Genomic DNA, 19299 nt, shown 5'->3' with positions numbered 1-19299 from the left:
GATGTCGACCCTGACAACGCTGGAATCAGCGCTCACAAAGGACTTCCGCCGCTATCACCTGGCCGCACAGGCGCAGCGGCTGCTCGGCGGATCGGTGTCGACGTTCCTGGTGGAACTCGCCGCCGACGGCACGCACGGCTGGAGCACCAAGGCGCTGATCGCGGCCGCGGTCGGCGCCGTGTGGACGACGGCTCGGCTGCAGTGGCCGACGCTGCCTTGGAGTTTGGTGGCGCGGCATTTGCAAGTTGCGAAGGTTTCGGAGTCGGCTCCTGTCGCTGCCGCTTCGGATGGCGCCACTCCCGGCAATGCCGGGAGTAATGCGGCGGCCAACGATCCCGCCGCCTGATCCACCTCGCCGATCACCGCCCCGGCACGCAGATTCATTCTGCGTGCCGGGGCGTTTTTTGCGTTTGCCGACCGGTCTTTGCGAACTGCCAGATTTCCGATTGACAGGGACGGCGACATCAGCGGCCCGCGACTGGCTTAATTGACCAGTGGACTACGGACACCCAGACGCCGCGATCGCGGAGCACGCCCAGCGCCTGTTCGCGTTCCTCGCCGAGTCGAGCGAGCTGCGCACCAGGCCCATGCGGACCCTCGACACCGCGCGCCGGATCCTGTGGTTCGACGAATTGCCCGACGACTTCCCGGGGCTGCGCACCTTCGCCGGCGGCAGTTCGGCGCCGGCCGCCGAGCCCGGGTCGTGGCTCACCCTGACCCGGGTCGACCTTCCGGATCCCCCGCCGGTCCCGGCTTCGCTCGCGCCGTGGCTGGACGCCGTCGCGGTCCGCGACCACACCGCCGAGCAGGCCCCGGAGCTGCGCCAGCGGCCTGCCGACGTCCCCGACGACGCCATGGACGAGGCCCAGCGCATCGGACTGCGACAAGCCGTCGAAGCCCGTTACGAAGCCTGGGCGCAGTCCTGGGACCAGTGGGCGGCGGAGCGACGGCGGCTGGACCCGGCCGCCCGCGCCTACAACGAGCTCTACTACATGGCGGTCGGGGCCCGGCAGGACGCCGAGTTGTTCGAACTGGTCCTGGCGTTCGGCTACGCGACCCAGCAGTCCGGGCGGGACGCGGTGCGGCGGCACGTCGTGACGGTTCCCGCGATTGTGGCCTACGACCAGCGGACGGGGGCGGTCACCGTCCGGCCGGACCCGGAGTCGCCGGAACTGGTCCTCGAAGAGGACATGCTCGACGTCGGGGATCGGGTGTCTCCGGCCATCGCCACGGCCATCGAGGAGTTGCTGGAACAGGCGCAGGGGTTTGAGGCCCGAGGCGCGGGCGGTTCGGGCGCTGTCGGTGGTGCCGACGGCAGCGACAGCGACACCATCACCGGCGACGAGGCGGCGACCGAGACCGAACCCGCGCCCGGCAGCACCGGGCTGGCCGCCCTCCACGAAGCCCTGAAGACCTGGACCAACGCCGCCGGACCCGAGGCCCGCTATCAGGACGCTGTGTCTCGTCACACGCCCCGCTACGACCGCAGCCCTGTGGTGAGTTACGCCCCGGCGCTGGTCCTGCGGCGGCGCGGCGCCCGAGCCGTGGTGCAGGCGCTGCGCTCGATCGGCGACCTGATCGCGCAGACCGGCTCGGCGTCCGGCCTGATCGAGTTCCTGATCGACCCCGACGCCGGCCGCACGGCACCGGTCGGCGACCCGCTGACCGAGAGCGGACACGCGGGTGTCGACGGCCGGGGCGCTGCCGAGCCGGACGACGTCTACTTCGCCCTCCCGTCCAACGCCGAGCAGACCTCGATCGCCCGCCGGCTCCGTGACGAGCGGCTGGTCGTGGTCCAGGGCCCGCCCGGCACCGGCAAGACGCACACCATCGCCAACCTGGTCACCGATCTTCTGGCACACGGCAAGCGGGTGCTGATCACCAGCCACACCGCCCGTGCGCTCCAGGTGCTGCGCGACAAGCTGCCCGAGGAACTGCGCCCGCTGTGCGTCAGCCGAACCGATGACGGCGCGCTCGGGCAGCAGGAACTGGAGCACTCGATCAAGGGCATCCTCGCCCAGCACGGCGCCTATGACGCGGTCCATTCGGCCGCCGAGATCAAGCGCCTCACGGATCGGCTGCGCGCGGCCCGGATCCAGCAGGGCGAGGCGCTGCTGGACCTGCGGACCATCCGCGAGATGGACACGTTCGTCTACTCCGCCGACATCGGCGACTACTCGGGCACACCGCTCCAGATCGCCGAGCGATTGCAGCGTGAGGAGCCGATCCACAGCTGGATCGGGACCGTCCCGGAGCCGGACGTCCACGCGTCGGACACCCCTGCCGTCGCGGCGCACGCCGCCCATGACAGAGAACTGACGCCGGCCGAGGCCGCCACCCTGCGCGCGGCCGCCCTCGCGTACACCCCGGCGCTCGCCGCCGTCGCCGGTTCCGTCGAGCTTCCACCGTCCGCCGCCTTCCCGCCTCCTGCTGACTTCGCCCAGTCCGTGGCCCGCATCCAGGAAGCGGACCAGCGCACGGCGGCAATCGCCGAACGCCACGGCTTGAGCCTGGTCGCCGCCGTCCGCGCGCTCCCCGACGAGCGCCGTGACGCGCTCGACAAGGCCCTGGACGCCTTCCTCGGCGTCCGCGACCGGCTGGCCGTCCACCCCGCGCCGTGGGTCGTGCAGGCGCGGGCCCAGGCGGTCGCCGGGCAGGACCACGCCCTGCGACGCCGCCACGAGGCCACCCGGCAGGCGCTCACCGACATCCAGCAGTACCTGCCGCACGTCGGCCCGGCGCTGATCTCCGGGCTGGAGCGTTTCGACCTGCCGACCGCGCTGCACCAGGCGAAGACCCTCTTCGACGGCCTGCAGGCCGGGCAGCGGCTCAAGGGCCCACTCGGCATGAAGACCAAGCTGGGCAAGGAAACCGAGGCGTTCCATGAGGTCGTCCGCATCGACGGCGCCCCGCTGGACAGCCCGCAGGTCTGTCTTCGGGTGCTGTATCGCATTGAGGTCGAGCGCCGGCTGCTGGATACCGAGCAGAGCTGGACCGGTTTCCCCGAGCCCTGGGGCCGGATCGACAGCCGGGTCGCTCGGCTGGAGGACGACCTCTCGGTGCTGGACCTGCTCGGCGGCTTGGCTGAACGGCACCACGCGGTCGGCGCCGCGGTCGCGGGCTCGCCCGAACTGGCCCGACTCGACTGGCTGGACCGGGCTGGCACCGACATGGTTCGCGAGGTGCTGGCCGCCGACGCCGGGGTCCGGGACACCGAGGCCGCCCGGCGTGCCCTCGCTGAAACCGCCGGAGTGTTGCGCACCTGGTCCGCCGCACAGCGGCACGTGCCGGACCCGGTGGCCGCCGCCGTCTCGGCGCTGAACGCGGCCGATCCCGAGGGCTACCGCCGCGCCCACGCCGATATCGCCGACCTCCGGGACGCCGTCGACGCCCGGGACACGCTCGCCCGCGCCCGGGCGGCGGTGCACGCGAAGCACCCAGACCTGGCCCGCCTCCTGGAGCAGACCGCCGCCGACCCGGCCTGGGACGCCCGCATCGCCGACCTGCCGAAGGCCTGGGCCTGGGCGCGTTGGAACACCCGGTTGGCCAAGCTCACCGACCCGGAAGCCGAACGCGGGGCGCGCGCCGCGCTGGACGAGGCCGACGGCGAGGTGCGGCTGAGCCTGAAGCGGCTGGCCGAGGCCCGCGCCTGGGACCACTGCCTGCGCCGGATCACCGCACAGCAGGGCCGCGCGCTCCAGGCGTACCAGCTGAACATCCGCAAGATCGGCAAGGGTACCGGCAAGCACGCGTACCGCTACCGCACTCAGGCCCGGGAGAACCTGCGGGAGGCGCAGGAGGCGGTTCCGGCCTGGATCATGCCGCTGCATCAGGTGGTGGCCAGTGTGCCGATGGACCGGCCGGAACTGTTCGACGTGGTGATCGTGGACGAGGCCAGCCAGTCCGGGCTGGAGGCGGTGCTGCTGGCGCACGTCGCCGAGCGGATGGTGGTGGTCGGCGACGACAAGCAGGTCAGCCCGTCGAACGTGGGACTGGACCAGGACCAGGTGTTCGCGCTCCAGGAACGGATGCTCAGTTCGCTGCCGAGCAGCCTGACCAGCGTCGTCAACCCGACGACCAGTCTGTTCGACCTGACGTCGGCGCTGGCCGGCGGCCGCGGCCGGCTGATGCTCAAGGAGCACTTCCGGTGCATGCCGGAGATCATCGACTTCTCCAACCGGCAGTTCTACGGCGGCGAACTACAGCCGTTGCGGCAGTTCGGCACCGACCGGCTCCCGCCGCTGGTCACCCGCTACGTCGCGGACGGTGCGGTCGAGGGGACCGGCGTGCGGCGGGTGAACCGCGCCGAGGCCGAGGCGCTGGTCGACGCCGTCGTCGCCTGCCATGAGGACCCGGCCTACGCCGGACGGTCGATGGGCGTCATCACCCTGCTGGGCGGCGGCCAGTCCGCACTGGTCGAGGATCTGCTGGCCCAGCGGTTGAGCGTGCCGGCCCGGGCCGCGCGCGGACTGCGCGTCGGCGACGCCGAGGACTTCCAGGGCGACGAACGCCAGATCATGTTCATCGGCATGGTGGTCTCCCGAGCCGCCGTGGACAGCGACGAGACCCTGCGCATCGGCGGATTCTCAGCCGAGAGCTACCAGCAGCGCCTGAACGTCGCGGCCAGCCGCGCACAAGACCAGGTACAGGTGTTCCACAGCGTGCACCCCGGCGACCTCGGACCGACCGACCTGCGCCGCGCATACCTGGAACACCTGGCCCGGCCGGCGTCGGAACGCGACGCCTACCTGACCGGCGAGGTATCGCCGGACATACGCCGCGACCCCTTCGACAGCCTCTTCGAGCAGCGTGTGTACCTGGCGCTACGCCAGCGCGGCTACCGAGTCCGTCCGCAGTACCCCGCCGGACGCTACCGGATCGACCTGGTGGTTGAAGGCGGCGCCGCCCGCCTGGCCGTGGAGTGCGACGGCGACGCCTTCCACGGCGAGGAGGACGCGGAGGCCGACGCCGCACGGCAGCGGGACCTGGAGCGGGTCGGATGGCGCTTCGTGCGGGTGCGGGGAAGCCGCTTCTTCCGCGACCCGGAGGCGGCGCTGGAACCGCTGTGGGAGGAGCTGGAGCATTTGGGGATCAAGCCGGGTGTCACGGCTACGACGTACTTCGGCGGGGTGTGAGCCGGGAAAAAAGGGGCAACCCCTAGCAGCCTTCTGATCTCCGCCGCGACGCTATGGCCTGGCGGATCGGTTCTTCGAGGCCGGACCGTAAGGCGTAGCCGGTTTGCTCGTCGCGTCCGGGTGAAACGCCTGGTTTCACTGGGTCAGTATGTGGTGGGCGTATTCCAGGCGGCTTTGCACGCGCGATCGCGGCTGGCGCCCGCCCATCTGCAGGGTGGCCAGGCCGTGCAGAGTTGCCCAGGCGACTTCCGCCCTGCTGTGGTCGGGGCCCGGGAAGGTCTCGTGAATCGCCGCGAAGGCACGCCGAAGCGGTTCGGGGGCGTTCTCGGTGCCGAACCCCAGGTTCGAGGGCATCGAGAACATGGCTTCGTAGAGGTAGGGCCGCGCCACGGCGAACTCCAGGTAGGCGCGCATGCGCGCCATGGGCTCGGCGTCTACCGCTTCAAGTGCTTCGGCGATTTCGGCGAATCCGGTGAGGGCCACGGCGTCGATGATCGCCTGTCGACCGGTGAAGACCGAGTAGAGCACCGGCTGTGTGACGCCGAGCCGAGAGGCCACCCCGCGCATCGTCACCGCCGCCCAGCCCTCTGATTCGGCGAGCTCTCGTGCGATGCGGATGGTCTGATCGCGTCGCAGTTCCAGGTCGGGTGCGGGCTTGGGGGACATGGCAATGATCATAGCGCTGTTACATATCGGCGTTAGCTAACGGCGGCCCACTCGGGAGGCGCGCCGGGCAGACGTGTGCTAACGTCGTTAGAGAACGATGTTAGCTAACGTTGAAAGGAATCCTCATGACGGTCGCCGCTCTCGTCGTCGCACTCCTCGGCTGCACCCTCATCGCGTTCATCGGCGGCCGGTTCCTGCTGGCCCCCAAGGTCGCCATGGCCGGCTTCGGCGTGCCCGAAGACAGCCTCCGCGCCTTGACCAGCATTAAGGGCGTCCGCGACATCACCTCCGGAGTGGTGCCACTCGTAGTCCTCGCGGCTGCCGGCATCCACGTCTTCGGCTGGGCCATGCTCGCCGCGGCGATCACCCCGATCGGAGACGCGATCATCGTCCGGACCAACGGAGGAACCCTCCGCCAGGCACTGACTGTTCATGCCGTCACGGCCGCGCTCCTCATCGCCGTCGGCCTCGTCCTCGCGCTCGCTTAGAAACGCAGTCGCATGACTACTCAGCCGTACTTCGCTCTTCACCGCAACGAGTGCGCCGACACCAGTCTCAATGCCGCGCTCAGCACGGACCGTTGACCCACCAGGCAGGTTTCCTCGTCAAGCTCAACGGAAAGCCGCAGGCTTTCTGGAACACCATTGAGCCCGGCTAGGCTCGCCAATACCGACGCCGGCCAACGGCCTGACCCGGCTAAGCGCGAGAACAAACCTGGCGGTGCTTCGTAACGACCATGAAGAGGCTTTCCTTGAAGAAGACAAACCCGCTAGTGGCCGCCCTCGCGGCCGTGCTGTTCGCCCTCGGCATTGGGGTTATGACGACATCCCAGGCCTCCGCGACGATCAAGCCCAGCCCGCACCTGGCCGCGTTCGGCGGTAACCCTTACGGGTATGAGATCAGGAACGGCTGGAACGAGTGCCTCGGAATCCTCAACGAAAGCAAGGCCAACGGCGCGGAAGCGGTCCAGTGGCCGTGCGACGGCCAACCCGACCAAGCCTGGCAGATGTACTGCCAGCCAAATAGCGGTGGTTGCGAGTTCGTCAACCAGAACTCCAACAAGTGCCTTGGAGTCCTCAACGAGAGCACCGCGAACGGCGCGGCCGTAATCCAGTGGGACTGCTGGGACGGCCCCGACCAGAATTGGAGATGGGTTCCGTTTCCGAATGGCGGCCATATCCAAAACTACAACACCAACTTCCAGAAGTGCCTCGGAATAAATGGCAACAACCCCGCCGAAGGCACGCCCGCGATCCAGTGGGACTGCAACGGCAACAATGACCAGCAGTGGCGCCAGACTTAAGCTTCTCGTTCAACCCGGCATGATCGTTTCGTGTCGAGGTTTCTCATTGCCCTGACGAGGAAGCGGTCTCCAGGTGATGTTGTGTGTTCGACCAAGAGCACACGCCCACAAGGAGGCCGCTTTCACCATTTTCGAGGTTCCTGCGGTCAGAGCCCGCGGTTCGCTAACTGTCACCCCCACCTTCGGTCAGTGACTCGGTTCGACGCGAAGCCGCTCGTAGCGTCTGTTTCCCAGGCACTTCCTGCCTCCCGGAACGTATTCAGCCGCTTCCTCCTGAGGTGATGATCGTGACCGACCTCATTCAGACGACTTCCGCCCCGGCGGATCCCGGTTTCCCGGTGTTCGATCCGGACATGCTGCTCAGGAACGTGCTGGGCATCGAGCCCGAACCGCTGCCCGACTTCGATCCGCCCGCGCTGACGCCGATGCGGGTCCCGCTGCGGGAGGCCACGGTCGGGCTGCTGGTGTCCTGCGGCGCCTACTTTCCGGACCAGCCGCGGCTCCGGCAGCACAGCGACCTTTCCTACCGGCTGCTGCCCAGGGAGCGCGACCTGGACGACGTGCTGTTCGGGCACATGACGCCGATCCGTGCCTTCGCGCTCGCCGACCCCAACGTGGCCTACCCGAGGGACACGATGCTCGATCTGGAGCGGGACGGCGTCATCGGCCGGTACGCGGCGAACGCGGTGTCGATGGTCGGCTCGATCAGCCAGTTCGACGAGTTGGCGACCGAGGTGGCTCCCCGGATCGTCGAGGAGTTCCAGGCCATGGGGGTCGACTTGGTACTGGTGGTGCCGTTCTGTCCGCAGTGCCACGTGGCCTTCGGGGTCCTGGCCCGGGCGATCGAGAATCGGGGGATCCCGACCACCAGCATCACCACCTTGTACAAGCAGGCCACCTTTCTGAAGCCGCCTCGTGCCTCGTTCCTGGACTTCCCGCTGGGGTGTCCGGCTGGTCGGCCGCGGGAGAAGACGCAGCAGCGGGAGATCGTCAAGGCCGCGCTGGAGTTCGCCGAGCAGGCCGGGTCGGACTGGGAGCTGAAGCGGCTGCCGTTCCAGTGGGACGCGGACGGCAGCCGGGACTGGGAAGACCTTGTCGCGGACGTTTACCGCCTGGACAACGCGATCCGCGGCTCGGTCCTGGCGAATGCGGCGGCCCACACGCAGGTTCTGGGCGGCGGGAACGAGCGGGAGTTCGCCGTCCGGTGTGCCTGCTGAGCGTCGGCACTGTGTCGAACAGAAGAGGAAGTGCGCCGCATGCGTATCGCAAATCTTGATGGCCGGCTTGTGCTCAAGCACCCCGACGGCGTCATCGACGTGGAGAAGGCCAGCGATGGCCGGTTCGCCGCGGATCCGCAGGCCGTGTTCGCCCGCTGGGACGAGTTCGTGGCCTGGGCCGACCGCTCGCGGGCGGCGCACGCCCGGTCATTGGTCGAGCCCTTCGACCCGAGCCGACTCAAAGCGCCGGTGCCGCGTCCCTCGCAGGTGTTCGCGATCGGGTTGAACTACGCCGACCACGCCGGCGAGAGCCGCCTGCCGCCACCGCCGGAACCGGCCGTGTTCACCAAGTTCCCGACGTGCCTCGCCGGCCCCAACGACGAGGTGAAGCTGCCGACGGCGACCGTGGACTGGGAGGCGGAGTTGGTCGTCGTCATCGGCCGGCGGGCCGTCGCCGTCCAGGCGGTTCGGGCCTGGGACCATGTCGCGGGCGTCACGGTCGGGCAGGACCTGTCCGAGCGGACCCGTCAGCTGGTCGGCACCCCGCCACAGTTCAGCATCGGCAAGTCCTTTCCCGGGTTCGCCCCGATCGGGCCGGAGATCGTCACGCCCGATGAGCTGGCCGACCGCGAGGACCTGGAGATCGGCTGCAGTGTCAACGGCGAGGTCGTACAGCGGGCCCGCACGAGCCAGCTCATCTTCTCCGTCGCCGTGCTCATCGAACGACTGTCGGCGATTCTTCCGCTGACTCCAGGCGACATCGTGTTCACCGGCACGCCTTCCGGCGTCGGCCACGCCCGGTCGCCGCAGCGCTATCTCGCACCGGGGGACGTCCTGGAGACCTGGATCTCCGGTGTCGGCCGCCTTCGCAACACGTTCGCCGAAGGCCCGCGGCACGTCTCGCAGACCATCTCAAAGCCCTGAATGAGGAGACGGCACATGGGTCTTCACAACCTGAACTCGCTGACCGTCGGCGTACCGGAGGTCGAGGCTGTCCGCGGTTACTACGAGGACTTCGGGCTGACCGGCGAGGACGACGGCTGGCTGTCGACGACCGACGGCGGCCGGCAGCTCCGCCTGGTGCCGGCGCCGTACCGGCAGCTGCTGCGGATCGAGATAGGGGTCGACGACTTCGACGATATCGGCCGCATCGCCGGCCGACTGCGGCGCTTTGATTTCGCTGTCTCCCAGATGACCGACGAAGTCGTGACGGCCGTCGAGCCGGTCACCGGCGTGCGGGTCACCGCCAAGGTGACCCGGCGGCTGATCCAGCGGCCGGCCCCGGAGGCGGGCTACAACCAGCCGGGACTGGTCAGGCGACCGGAAGCCCGCGCGCCCGGGATCCTGCGGGAAAGCGCGGTACGGCCCCGCAGGCTCGGCCACGTCGTGATCGGGTCCACCGACCAGGCCGCCTCCCAGCACTTCTTCACCGACGGCTTCGGCCTGAAGGTGTCCGACGAGGTCCGTGACGCGGCGGCGTTCCTGCGATGCTCGACCGACCACCACAACGTGTTGGTCACGCGGGCGCCGGTCAACTACCTGCACCACACCTCCTGGCAGGTCGACGACGTCGACGAGATCGGGCGCGGCGCGATGGCGATGCTTCAGGACCATCCCGAACGCCACGCCTGGGGGCTGGGACGCCACTTCATCGGCTCCAACTTCTTCTGGTACCTCCGGGATCCGGCCGGAACATTCTCCGAGTACTACTCCGACCTCGACTGCATCATCGACGACTCGCTGTGGTCGCCCCGGGTCTGGGAGGACGACAAGGCCCTGTTGAGTTGGGGGCCGCCGCCTCCGCCGTCTTTCGTCGACCCGGAGGACCTCGCGGCGCACATGACCGGCGCCCACAGCGCGGCCGGCTGACGCCATGAGGCCATACGGCGATGGGATGACGTTGGGCGAAGGCCCACGATGGAATGAGGGAGCGCTGTGGGTCTCGGATCCGCAGCAGGGCGGGATCTGGACCGACAGCGGCGGCGCCTGGACGTTCACGCCGCTGGCCGCGCAGTCGAACGGCTTGTGGTTCCTTCCCGACGGCCGCCTGGTCGGCGCGATCATGCGCGAAAAGCGAGTCGGGCTCTGGGACGGAACCGGCTTCGGGGCGTATGCGGACCTGTCCGCGGTCGCCGCGGGACCGTTGGGAGACATGGTCGGCGATCACCACGGCGCTCTCTACGTGGACGATGTCGGGTACGCCGCCCACCTCGGGGAACAGCCGCGGCCAGGCCGACTGATCCATGTCACGCCCGACGGACGGGCGACGGTGGCGGCCGAAGACCTCGAATTCCCGAACGGGCTGGCGATCATCGATGACGGCGCCACCCTCGTCGTCGCGGAAACCTGGGCCCAGCGCCTGACCGCCTTCACCATCGGTGCGGACGGACAGCTCACTGACCGGAGGCTGTTCGCCGACCTCGCCGCGGTCGTGCACCCCGAAGCGCGCCCCGACGGGATCTGCGCCGCGGCGGACGGCGTCTGGGTCTGCACGCTCACCGCCCATGCGGTCGTCCTCATCGCCCGATCCGGTCCGCTGCGCCAGATCAGCACGGGAGAGGGCCAACCGGTCGCGTGCTGTCTCGGCCCTGACGGACGGCTGTTCGTGACCGTGGCCGAGACCGGCGGCGTCTCGGTCCTGGAGGCCGTCGCCAACAAGACCCTGAGATCCCATGTCGAAATATACGAACTGGCCGCAAACCCCTGAGGAGCATCGGAAATGACGACCGCCGGAGACGAGAACCTGCCCGATCCCGCAGAGGATTCGTTCAGCCTAGAAGACCACCTGCGACAACTGCGTCAGGTGCAGCTGTACATGGTGCACATGGACATGGTGCACGCCGTGGAATCGCCGATGGAGTACCTGGCACCCCATCTCAGGGAACACATTCTCTGGCTCAAGGAGCAGGAGGAGAACGGCGTCTTGTTCCTGTCCGGCGCCAACGCCGCCGGCGAAGACTGGGACGGCAGCGGCACCGCCATCATCAGGGCGTCGTCCCTGGAAGCGGCGGCGGCCATCTCCGATACAGAACCTTTCCACCGCGCGGGCCTGCGCGTGAACACCGTGCACGGGTGGCAGCTGAACGAAGGAACCATCCGACTCTCCTTCAGCCTGTTCGCCGACACGATCAGCCTTGATTGAGGAGCCTGACATGGACAGCAGGGTCGACGGCGAGGCCGCCACCGATGTCGACGTAGCCGTGATCGGTTGCGGGACAACAGGTCTGGCGCTCGGGCGCCTCCTTGAGCTGGAAGGTCTGCGAGTCGCCATCATCGACCGCGGCCGGATGCCGATGGCCCGTCCGCGCGCGACACACGTCGACGACGAGACGATGAGGGCGTTCCAGACACTCGGTCTTCAGCACCTGGAGAAGGATTTCTCGATGGTGGGCATGTACCGCCACTACGACTCCCAGTGGCGCACGGTGATGGAATTCGACTGGCACCGGGGCCGCACCGAGCAGGGGTGGCAGTCGGACTACATGTTCCACCAGCCCGACTTCGAGGCCGTGTTGCGCGGCTACGCGTATAACTACGCCAAGGCTGGCACGTACTTCGGCTGGGAGGTCACGACGCTGAAGGACGCGGGCGACAGCGTGCTGGTGGACGTCCGCGAGATCGCCACCGCCCAGGACCGCCAGATCAGGGCATCGTTCGTGGTGGGGTGTGACGGCGCCAACTCCAGCGTGCGCGAGCTCATGGGCAGTACGCAGATCGATCACAACGCGACCCACCGCTCACTGATCATCGACATCATTCCCTTCGTCGCCAAGGACGAGCTCGCCGGCCGCGATGCCTTCATCCAGGGCGCGATCCGCAACCCGTTGACGTTCGCGCCGATCGCCGCGCCGCGGCTGCGGTTCGAGCTGATGCTTCGCCCCGACGACGATTCGGCGGCCTTCGAGCGCACCGAGAAGGCCTACGAAGTCCTGTCGCCGTGGTTCAGCCCGGACGAGTACCGGATTCTCCGTTGCGACGTCTACGAGTGGCGGTCGCTCACGGCTACCCCGTGGCGCGCCGGCCGGCTTCTCCTGGCCGGGGACTCCGCCCACACCATGCCACCCCACCTGGGCCAGGGGATGTGTTCCGGCATCCGGGACGCCACCAATCTGGCCTGGAAGCTCGGCCGCGTGATCCGGGGCGACTCGCCGATCGATCTGTTGGACACCTACGAGACCGAGCGCAGACCGCATGTGGGCGCGTACACGACGCTGGCCGCAGAGTGGGCGAACAAGATCGAGGCTCTGGTGGCGTCGGCGGACGAGCCACCCGTGGTGCGAGCGGAGGCGTTGCGCCCGCGTCTGGGCCCCGGCGTCCGGGACGACACGAACGAACTCGCCGGAACGCTGAGCGCCCAGCCGAGAACCGCGAGCGGCCAACTCCTCGACGACTTCGTGGGCTACCGCTTCGCCGTGGTAGGGGATTCCGCGGTTCTGTCCGGCACCTCCGACCGGACGAAGGCGTTGCTGGAGTCGCTCGACGCGCAGGTTCTCCAGGAGTTCTCCGGGGAAGTCCGCGACTGGGTGAGGAGTCTGGGAGCAGCGGCCGTGATCATCAGGCCCGATCGGTACCTCTTCGGGGCCGCGGGCGACTCAGCCGAACTGGACGCTCTGGTCGCCGCGCTCGCGACCACGTTGCAGCCGTCCGCTGTGCCGGCGTCGTAGAAGGAGAGGACTGGCATGAAGATGAACGCGATGCTCAGGAAAGACGCACACCTCCTCGTTATCGGCGGAGCGCGCGGCCTGGGGTTCGAACTGGCCCGCACCGCGGCAGAACAAGGCGCGCGAGTGACGGTCACCGGGCGGGACGCGCACGCCGCCGAGGCCCGCGCCGCCGAACTCGGCCCGCGGGCTCGCGGGCTGGCCTGCGATCTGTTGGACGACGCCGCCCTTCGCCGCTTGTTCACCGACCTCGACGCGGTCGACCACCTGGTGATCACCGCGATCGAACGCGACAAGAACACCGCGGCCGACTTCCGCGCGGATGCCGCCGCACGCATGATGCTCATCAAGACGGTCGGCTACGCGAACGCCGTCGCGCACGCGCTGCCCAAGTTCGACCCGGACGGCTCCGTCGTGCTGTTCAGCGGCCTGTCCATGTGGCGCCCCTCACCGGGGTCCACGACGATGTCGATGGCCAACTCCGCGGTCATCGGCCTGGTCAACTCGCTCGCGGTCGAGCTCGCTCCGGTGCGGGTGAACGCCATCACGCCCGGCTCGGTCGCGGGGACGGAGGCGATCGACAACGCCGACCCGGTCATGGCCGAGTTCTTCGAAGCGCAGCGCCAGCGCACGCCCGCCAAACGGCTGCCCGCTCCCAGCGACATCGTCGCGGCGGTGCTGTTCCTGCTGACCTGTCAGGGAGTCACCGGCGAGAACCTCGTCGTGGACGCCGGAGCGCACTTGCTCTAGCACGCCGGCCGGCGGCGGGCCTTTCGGACTGGACGCGGTGCGTATGCGCACCGGTTGAAGCAGTTCGGCGGCATCGCCGCCTTCGAATTCGGTACCGGATCGTCGTCGAGTACAGCGAAGGGGAAGAGCGCATGAAGCTGGCGCGAATCGAGATCGACGAGGGGGTCAGGCTGGGAGTCGTCACCGGTGACCGGGTTCAGCCGCTGGTCGCGGGTACCTCTCAGTTCGAGGTGCTGGCCGCCGCGCCGGCGCGGCGCGCGGAGCTCGTCGACCAGGCCCGCGAGGGCGAGCCGCGCCCGCTGTCCCAGGTGCGGCTGCTCGCGCCGGTACAACCCGGGACGCTGCGGGACTTCCTCACCTTCGAAGAACACTTCGAAGGCAGCCTGAAGCTCCTCGGCGCGAAAGCGCCGAGCCCTGCCTGGTACGACCAGCCGCTGTTCTACTTCTCCAACACCAACGCGGTGGTCGGCCCGGACGAACCGGTCGCGGTGCCGCCGGGGTGCCGGATGCTGGACTTCGAACTCGAACTCGCCGCCGTCATCGGCAAGCCCGGCCGGGACCTGAGTCCCGAGCAAGCGGCCGGGCACATCGCCGGATACACGCTGTTCAACGACTGGTCGGCACGGGACCTGATGGCGCCGGTGATGCCGGTCGGCCTGGGGCCGGTGAAGGGCAAGGACTTCGCCAACACCCTCGGGCCGTGGATCGTCACCGCCGACGAGCTGGCGCCGCACCGTCGCGACGGCCGGCTGGCACTGGAGATGCACGCGGAGCTCAACGGCGTTCCGCTGCCGGGCGGCGGGGACACGTCGGCCAACATGGCGTGGTCGTTCGAGGAACTGGTCGCGTTCGCCTCGCGCGGCGCCCAGCTGCTGCCCGGCGATGTCCTCGCCTCAGGGACCTGCGGCGCCGGCTGTCTGCTCGAATACTGGGCCCACACCGGCAGCCAGACCCCCGCGCCGTTGCGGCCGGGTGACGTCGTGACGCTGGTCGCCGAGGGGATCGGCGCGGTGTCGAACCGGATCGTCGCCGGCGCTGAGCCGGTGGCTGTGCCGAAGGCCCGGGTGGGGCAGCCTCGGCGGCCGCGCCCGTGGACGGGCACCGGCGGCGCGTCGTGACCGCCGGCGAGCTCGGTGAGCCCGGCGAAGTCTGGGCGCCTTCGGCCGGCATCCGGCCCGGGCCTCATCGGAACACGACCGTCCGGCGCCCGTCGAGCATGACCCGGTTCTCCAGGTGCCACTGGACGGCGCGGGCCAGGGCCAGCGATTCGGTGTCGCGGCCCAGCGCGGTCACACCGGCAGCGTCCATAGCGTGGTCGACGCGTTGTACCTCCTGCTCGATGATGGGCCCCTCGTCGAGGTCGGAGGTGACGTAGTGGGCGGTGGCGCCCACCAGCTTCACTCCCCGGTGATAGGCCTGCTGGTACGGCTTGGCGCCCTTGAAGCTCGGCAGCATCGAGTGGTGGATGTTGATGGCCCGTCCCTCAAGCTTGGCGCACAGGCCAGCGGAAAGGATCTGCATGTAGCGGGCCAGGACGACCAGGTCGACATCGAGGGCGTCCACGAGCCGGAGCAGCTCCGCCTCGGCCTCGGGCTTGGTGGCCGCGGTGACCGGCACGTGCACGAACGGCACGCCCGCGGCCGTCGCCAGCTGCTCAAGGTCGCGGTGGTTGGACACCACGGCTGCGATCTCGGCGTTGAGCTGGCCGACCTTGACCCGGTAGAGCAGGTCGTTGAGACAGTGGCCGAACTTGCTCACCATGATGATCAGGCGGGCGCGCCGGGTGGCGTCGGTGATCTTCCAGGTCATCAGGAACTCTCGGGCCACCTCGGCGAATTCGCTGCTCAGCGGGCCGATACCGGGAGTGGCGCCGTGGGCGGCCTGGAACGCCAGGCGCATGTACAAGCGCGAGGAGTCACCGTCGATGAACTGATGGCTCTCGGTGATGGTGCAGCCCTGATCGGCCACGAATCCGGAGACGGCGCGGACGATCCCGGGCTGGTCCGGGCACGACAGGGTGATGATGACGTCGCTCAAGATCTGGTCTCCTTACCTACTGCGGAACCTGCGTGGCACCTACCGCGGCGCGGCCGTCGCCACTGTCCCGGCGGGCGTCCCGCCAGGCGACGTACTCGGGAACCTGGTTGAAGCTGAAGATGTGGAGCCCTTCGATTCCGGCCGTCCCGGCGATCGCGGAGACGAACGGGCTCGGGTCGTACGCGCGGCCGCGCAGGACGTTGCCGACCATGCCGTGCTGCTTGCGCAGGTAGCGGAGTGACTGGCCGACCCCGATCCTGAGCGACAGCTCGGCCAGCTTGGCGACCTTCACCGGCCCGGCGACGCCTGCCCGCAGCGGGAGCGAGATGCCGCGCTGTCGGGCTCGGGCGAGCCAGTCACGGACGGCCACAGCGTCGAAGCACATTTGGCTGACCATGTAGGTGGCCAGCTGTTGCTTGCGTTCCAGGGCCACCCACAGCCGGTCGTCGTCGATGAGCGGATGCCCCTCGGGGTAGCAGCCGACGCCCAGCCTCGTCAGCGTGTGGCCGTGCTCCTGCAGGTCCTGCAGGACCTGGCCGGCCTCGCTATAAGGGCCGGCTGGCCGCTCGCCATCGCCGCCGATCACATACAGGTCGGTGATGCCGAGGTCCTGGATCTGGCTGACGAAATCGGTGAGCGCCCGGCGGCTGGGCACCATGCGGGCGGCGAGGTGCGGTACCACCCGTCGGCCGGAGCCGGTGGCGACGGCACAGAACTGGACAGTGCGGTCCAAGCCGAACTTCGGCGAGCAGGTGATGGCCACCGTGGCGTCGGCGGGCGCGGCCTGGATCTGGTCCCCGGCGCCTTTGAGCGGGATGACCTCGATCGTCGCGTCCGCAAGGAGACGGTCGGCGGTGAGCGGGTTCTGTGATGATGTCGATGATGTCAGGGACATGGTCGTGGTCCTTCACGGATCGTTGGACGAGCGCCCAGCGGCTGGGCAGCGACCAGGGGCTAGACGAGCGGCCGGGTGCTCACGACGGCCCGGATCTCCCTGAGGGCGTGCGGCGATTCGACGGCGGGACGCAGGCGGGCGCCCTGGGGGTCGCCCCAGACCACGGTCACTTCGGTGCCGTCGACGGCCAGTTCCTCGTCGATCATGCACAGGGAGGACCAGGCACCGACGTTGACGGTGTAGCCGGTGCGGTTGGAGATGCCGACCACCCGGCCGGCGTGCATGATCGCGTCGTATTGGTAGGTGGCGTAGACGGCGTACGGGATTTCCAGGTACCTGGGCCGCGCTTGTTCGGGCGCGTACAAGGTGTCCCCGAGGAGCCGGGTGACGTCCTCGCGGTTCCACCGCAGCCAGACCTTGCGACGATGGGGTTCGGCCTTGATCCGGCGCAGTGCGTCCGCGCCGATGAAATCGTGGTCGAACTTGATGATGTTCGCGTAGCCCAGGTCGTAGGGCGTGGGAACGTAGTCGTCGATGTCGTCGGAGGCGAAGCTTCCGCCGAGGGAGGCGCCGGCCTCGAATCCCTTCGCCGGCAGCCACTCGCGGTATGCCTTGGTGGCGCCGCCGGCGTAGATGCCGGGCACCACAAGGCCGAGCCATCCTGACTCCAGCGCCGTGGTGGAGTACGCGATCGCCCCGCCTTGCCGCAGCCCGTACTGCTCCCCGGCCGCCAGCAGCGCTTCCAGGACCCGAGGCCCGGACTCCACGGGCCCGAAGATCTCCAGCCCGGTCGTCTCCTGTCCGGGGATGCCGACCATGGTGTGGTTGAGCGCGTGGACCGGGGTTCCGGCGATGTCGAAGGCGCCGATGGTGAAGAACTTGATCCGCGGAAGCGGCGCACCGTGTGCGGCCGTGACGATGTCGAGGGCGCGCGGGCCCTGCACCTGGTAGCGGAAGACGAGGCGTTCCCCTTTGTTGACCAGAGCGTTTTCGTCACGGGTGATCGCGACGTCGTAGCCGCCCCGCTCGGCCTGGAAGGAGACCCAGTTCGCGGCGGCGGGGCCGCCCACGAGGGCGGCCTTCTCCTCGCCGAGCCCGAACAGGATCGCGTCGCCGACGTACTGGCCTGCGTCGTTGGCCACGACGAGCTGCTTGGCCTTCATCGGGCCGAAGGCGGCGAAGCTGTTGACTGCCACGTCGCTGAGCAGCCGGCGCACGTCGGGGCCTTCGAAGTAGACGTCGGTCATGTGGCGCATCTCGAACACCACGGCGGTCTCGTGCCAGGACTTCTGCTCGTCCTGCCACGTCGTGAACTGCGGCGGGATGGGGAATGGGTGGGCGCCGGAGTGCGCGCTGCGCAACATCTGGAGCGCCCCGCCGGCCTGGTTGATCTTGTCCTCAAGGCTTTCGACAGCCATGTCTCGTCCCTTCCACGCCGGCGTGTGCCTGTGCCTGGGAAGAGACGTTACGAGCGGCTTCATGTCCGGCCGAGTCGCTGGCCGAAGGCAAGAGTGCCAGTTGGCGAACTGCGGCAACCGCGGCAACCGCAGCAACCGGCCGAAGACGAGGTGCCGGTCAGCGAACCGCGGTGGAGGCCCCGGATCGCAGGGTCATGGCGGGACGGACACCGAACCGCTCGACGTACCGTGTCGCGAACCGGCCGGCGTGCCAGAAACCCCAGCGGCTCGCGACCCCGGTGACGGTGGTTCCGTCGCCGGAATGGGCGCGCAGTAACTCCTCGTGGGCGCGCAGCAGCCGCTGCTCCCGGACGAACTCCCGCGGGGTCTTGCCCAGTTCCTTTCGAAAGCCCAATTCGAGCGCCCGGACCGAAACGCCCACCGCACCGGCGAGCTCGGGGATCGTCCAGGTGGCTTCCTCTTCGGCAGAGACTAGGTCGATCGCCTCACGGACGGTGCGCCGATTCGGTCGTGCCGCCTCTCCCAGCAGCGCAGCCCGGTAGTTGTGGTTGACGGAGAGCAGCACGGTGAACAGGATCTGCTCCTCTATGCGGCGCATGACCACGGGCGGGAGCGGGGACCCCGGATCCTTCCCGTCATAGCTGGCCGCCAGCAGTTCGGCTGTCCCCGTCAGCGACCTGCGAGCCGGGCCGGTGACCGGGCCCGCCTGGACGCGGAGGTCTGTGGGCGGCGGTTCCAGGAGCAGGTTCCCGAGGGCGAGCTCAGTCGCGTGCACGTCGACGCACAGCGTGAGGACCGACGCCTGGGCATCGAACTCCGCGTGCATGGTGTCGCGCGAGCAGGTGACGCCCGCCGTTTCGCCAGCCTGGACGTCGAATTCGCGGCCTTGGTGACGGAGGTGGAGCCCGCCGTGGAGGGGGAGCAGGATCGCCAGATAGTCGTGGTGGGCGGGACGGACCCGGTCCACGATGACGTCGGTGCCGTAGGTGAGGTACACCAGTGAGGCGGAATGGGCCTGGACGGCGCGGCAGGTGGCCTCGAACCGGTGGTCGTGGTCGCGCACGACCAGCTGACTCGCGGACAGTAGGGTCGCCGACAGGCGCGATGCCTGGACGGGGTCCTTGGTGCGATAGCGCTCGTAGGCGCGCAGTGGCCCGTCGTAATAGCTTTCTGATGTTTCCCGTGGGGCGACGGCGCTGTCGTGGTCGAGCATTCCG

At 69.0% G+C, this 19299-nt stretch carries 17 protein-coding genes; 12 read left to right on the top strand and 5 right to left on the bottom strand.

All coding sequences use genetic code 11. The annotated features are described in order from the left end of the window. The first annotated feature begins 1 nt into the window (after position 1). Together ABH935_RS42240 and ABH935_RS42235 are read left to right on the top strand one after the other, a co-directional pair. Complete coding sequence (locus ABH935_RS42240) at positions 2-346, top strand: hypothetical protein (RefSeq protein ID WP_370383620.1); 345 nt, start codon at positions 2-4, stop codon at positions 344-346. 148 nt (positions 347-494) lie between these two features. After that, positions 495-5135: an AAA domain-containing protein gene (locus ABH935_RS42235; RefSeq protein WP_370383619.1), complete on the top strand. Its 4641-nt coding sequence runs from the start codon at positions 495-497 to the stop codon at positions 5133-5135. Between the two features lie 135 nt (positions 5136-5270). Here the strand turns inward: ABH935_RS42235 and ABH935_RS42230 are convergent, their stop codons facing one another. Next, complete coding sequence (locus ABH935_RS42230; protein WP_370383618.1) at positions 5271-5801, bottom strand: TetR/AcrR family transcriptional regulator; 531 nt, start codon at positions 5799-5801, stop codon at positions 5271-5273. 125 nt (positions 5802-5926) lie between these two features. Between ABH935_RS42230 and ABH935_RS42225 the strand changes: the two genes are divergently transcribed. From ABH935_RS42225 to ABH935_RS42180, 10 genes are all read left to right on the top strand, one after another. Continuing rightward, the gene (locus tag ABH935_RS42225; protein ID WP_370383617.1) at positions 5927-6289 is read left to right on the top strand and encodes a DUF4267 domain-containing protein; all 363 of its coding nucleotides are present in this window, start codon (positions 5927-5929) and stop codon (positions 6287-6289) included. 263 nt (positions 6290-6552) lie between these two features. Further along, entirely contained in the window at positions 6553-7104 is a 552-nt protein-coding gene (locus ABH935_RS42220) for an RICIN domain-containing protein (protein WP_370383616.1), read from the top strand. A gap of 287 nt (positions 7105-7391) precedes the next feature. Then, the gene (locus ABH935_RS42215; protein WP_370383615.1) at positions 7392-8321 is read left to right on the top strand and encodes a glycine/sarcosine/betaine reductase selenoprotein B family protein; all 930 of its coding nucleotides are present in this window, start codon (positions 7392-7394) and stop codon (positions 8319-8321) included. Between the two features lie 39 nt (positions 8322-8360). Beyond that, positions 8361-9245 carry a fumarylacetoacetate hydrolase family protein gene (locus tag ABH935_RS42210; protein ID WP_370383614.1) on the top strand — a complete coding sequence of 295 codons (885 nt, stop codon included), beginning with the start codon at positions 8361-8363 and terminating at the stop codon, positions 9243-9245. A gap of 15 nt (positions 9246-9260) precedes the next feature. Continuing rightward, the gene (locus tag ABH935_RS42205; protein ID WP_370383613.1) at positions 9261-10190 is read left to right on the top strand and encodes a VOC family protein; all 930 of its coding nucleotides are present in this window, start codon (positions 9261-9263) and stop codon (positions 10188-10190) included. A gap of 25 nt (positions 10191-10215) precedes the next feature. After that, positions 10216-11028: an SMP-30/gluconolactonase/LRE family protein gene (locus ABH935_RS42200; protein WP_370383612.1), complete on the top strand. Its 813-nt coding sequence runs from the start codon at positions 10216-10218 to the stop codon at positions 11026-11028. 12 nt (positions 11029-11040) lie between these two features. Next, the gene (locus tag ABH935_RS42195) at positions 11041-11463 is read left to right on the top strand and encodes a YciI family protein (protein WP_370383611.1); all 423 of its coding nucleotides are present in this window, start codon (positions 11041-11043) and stop codon (positions 11461-11463) included. 10 nt (positions 11464-11473) lie between these two features. Then, on the top strand, positions 11474-12985 hold the full coding sequence (locus ABH935_RS42190) for a bifunctional 3-(3-hydroxy-phenyl)propionate/3-hydroxycinnamic acid hydroxylase (RefSeq protein ID WP_370383610.1): 1512 nt from the start codon (positions 11474-11476) through the stop codon (positions 12983-12985). 15 nt (positions 12986-13000) lie between these two features. Further along, positions 13001-13732, top strand: a complete 732-nt coding sequence (locus tag ABH935_RS42185) for an SDR family oxidoreductase (RefSeq protein WP_370383609.1) — start codon at positions 13001-13003, stop codon at positions 13730-13732. A 131-nt stretch (positions 13733-13863) separates the two neighbouring features. Next, positions 13864-14850 (top strand): fumarylacetoacetate hydrolase family protein, encoded by a 987-nt coding sequence (locus tag ABH935_RS42180; protein ID WP_370383608.1) that lies wholly within the window; start codon positions 13864-13866, stop codon positions 14848-14850. Positions 14851-14914: 64 nt separating this feature from the next. Here ABH935_RS42180 and purU read toward each other — a convergent pair whose 3' ends face one another. The 4 genes from purU to ABH935_RS42160 form a co-directional block, all read right to left on the bottom strand. Continuing rightward, positions 14915-15769 carry a formyltetrahydrofolate deformylase gene (gene purU, locus ABH935_RS42175; RefSeq protein WP_370383607.1) on the bottom strand — a complete coding sequence of 285 codons (855 nt, stop codon included), beginning with the start codon at positions 15767-15769 and terminating at the stop codon, positions 14915-14917. Between the two features lie 16 nt (positions 15770-15785). After that, complete coding sequence (locus tag ABH935_RS42170; RefSeq protein ID WP_370383606.1) at positions 15786-16664, bottom strand: methylenetetrahydrofolate reductase; 879 nt, start codon at positions 16662-16664, stop codon at positions 15786-15788. Between the two features lie 59 nt (positions 16665-16723). Next, on the bottom strand, positions 16724-18082 hold the full coding sequence (locus ABH935_RS42165) for an aminomethyl transferase family protein (RefSeq protein ID WP_370383605.1): 1359 nt from the start codon (positions 18080-18082) through the stop codon (positions 16724-16726). 157 nt (positions 18083-18239) lie between these two features. After that, positions 18240-19295, bottom strand: a complete 1056-nt coding sequence (locus tag ABH935_RS42160) for an AraC family transcriptional regulator (protein WP_370383604.1) — start codon at positions 19293-19295, stop codon at positions 18240-18242. Between the last annotated feature and the right edge of the window lie 4 nt (positions 19296-19299).

This window comes from Catenulispora sp. GAS73 (assembly GCF_041262085.1).
Lineage (GTDB): Bacteria > Actinomycetota > Actinomycetes > Streptomycetales > Catenulisporaceae > Catenulispora.
The sequence above is the reverse complement of the archived record's forward strand: the minus strand, read 5'-3'. Positions and strand labels throughout refer to the sequence as shown.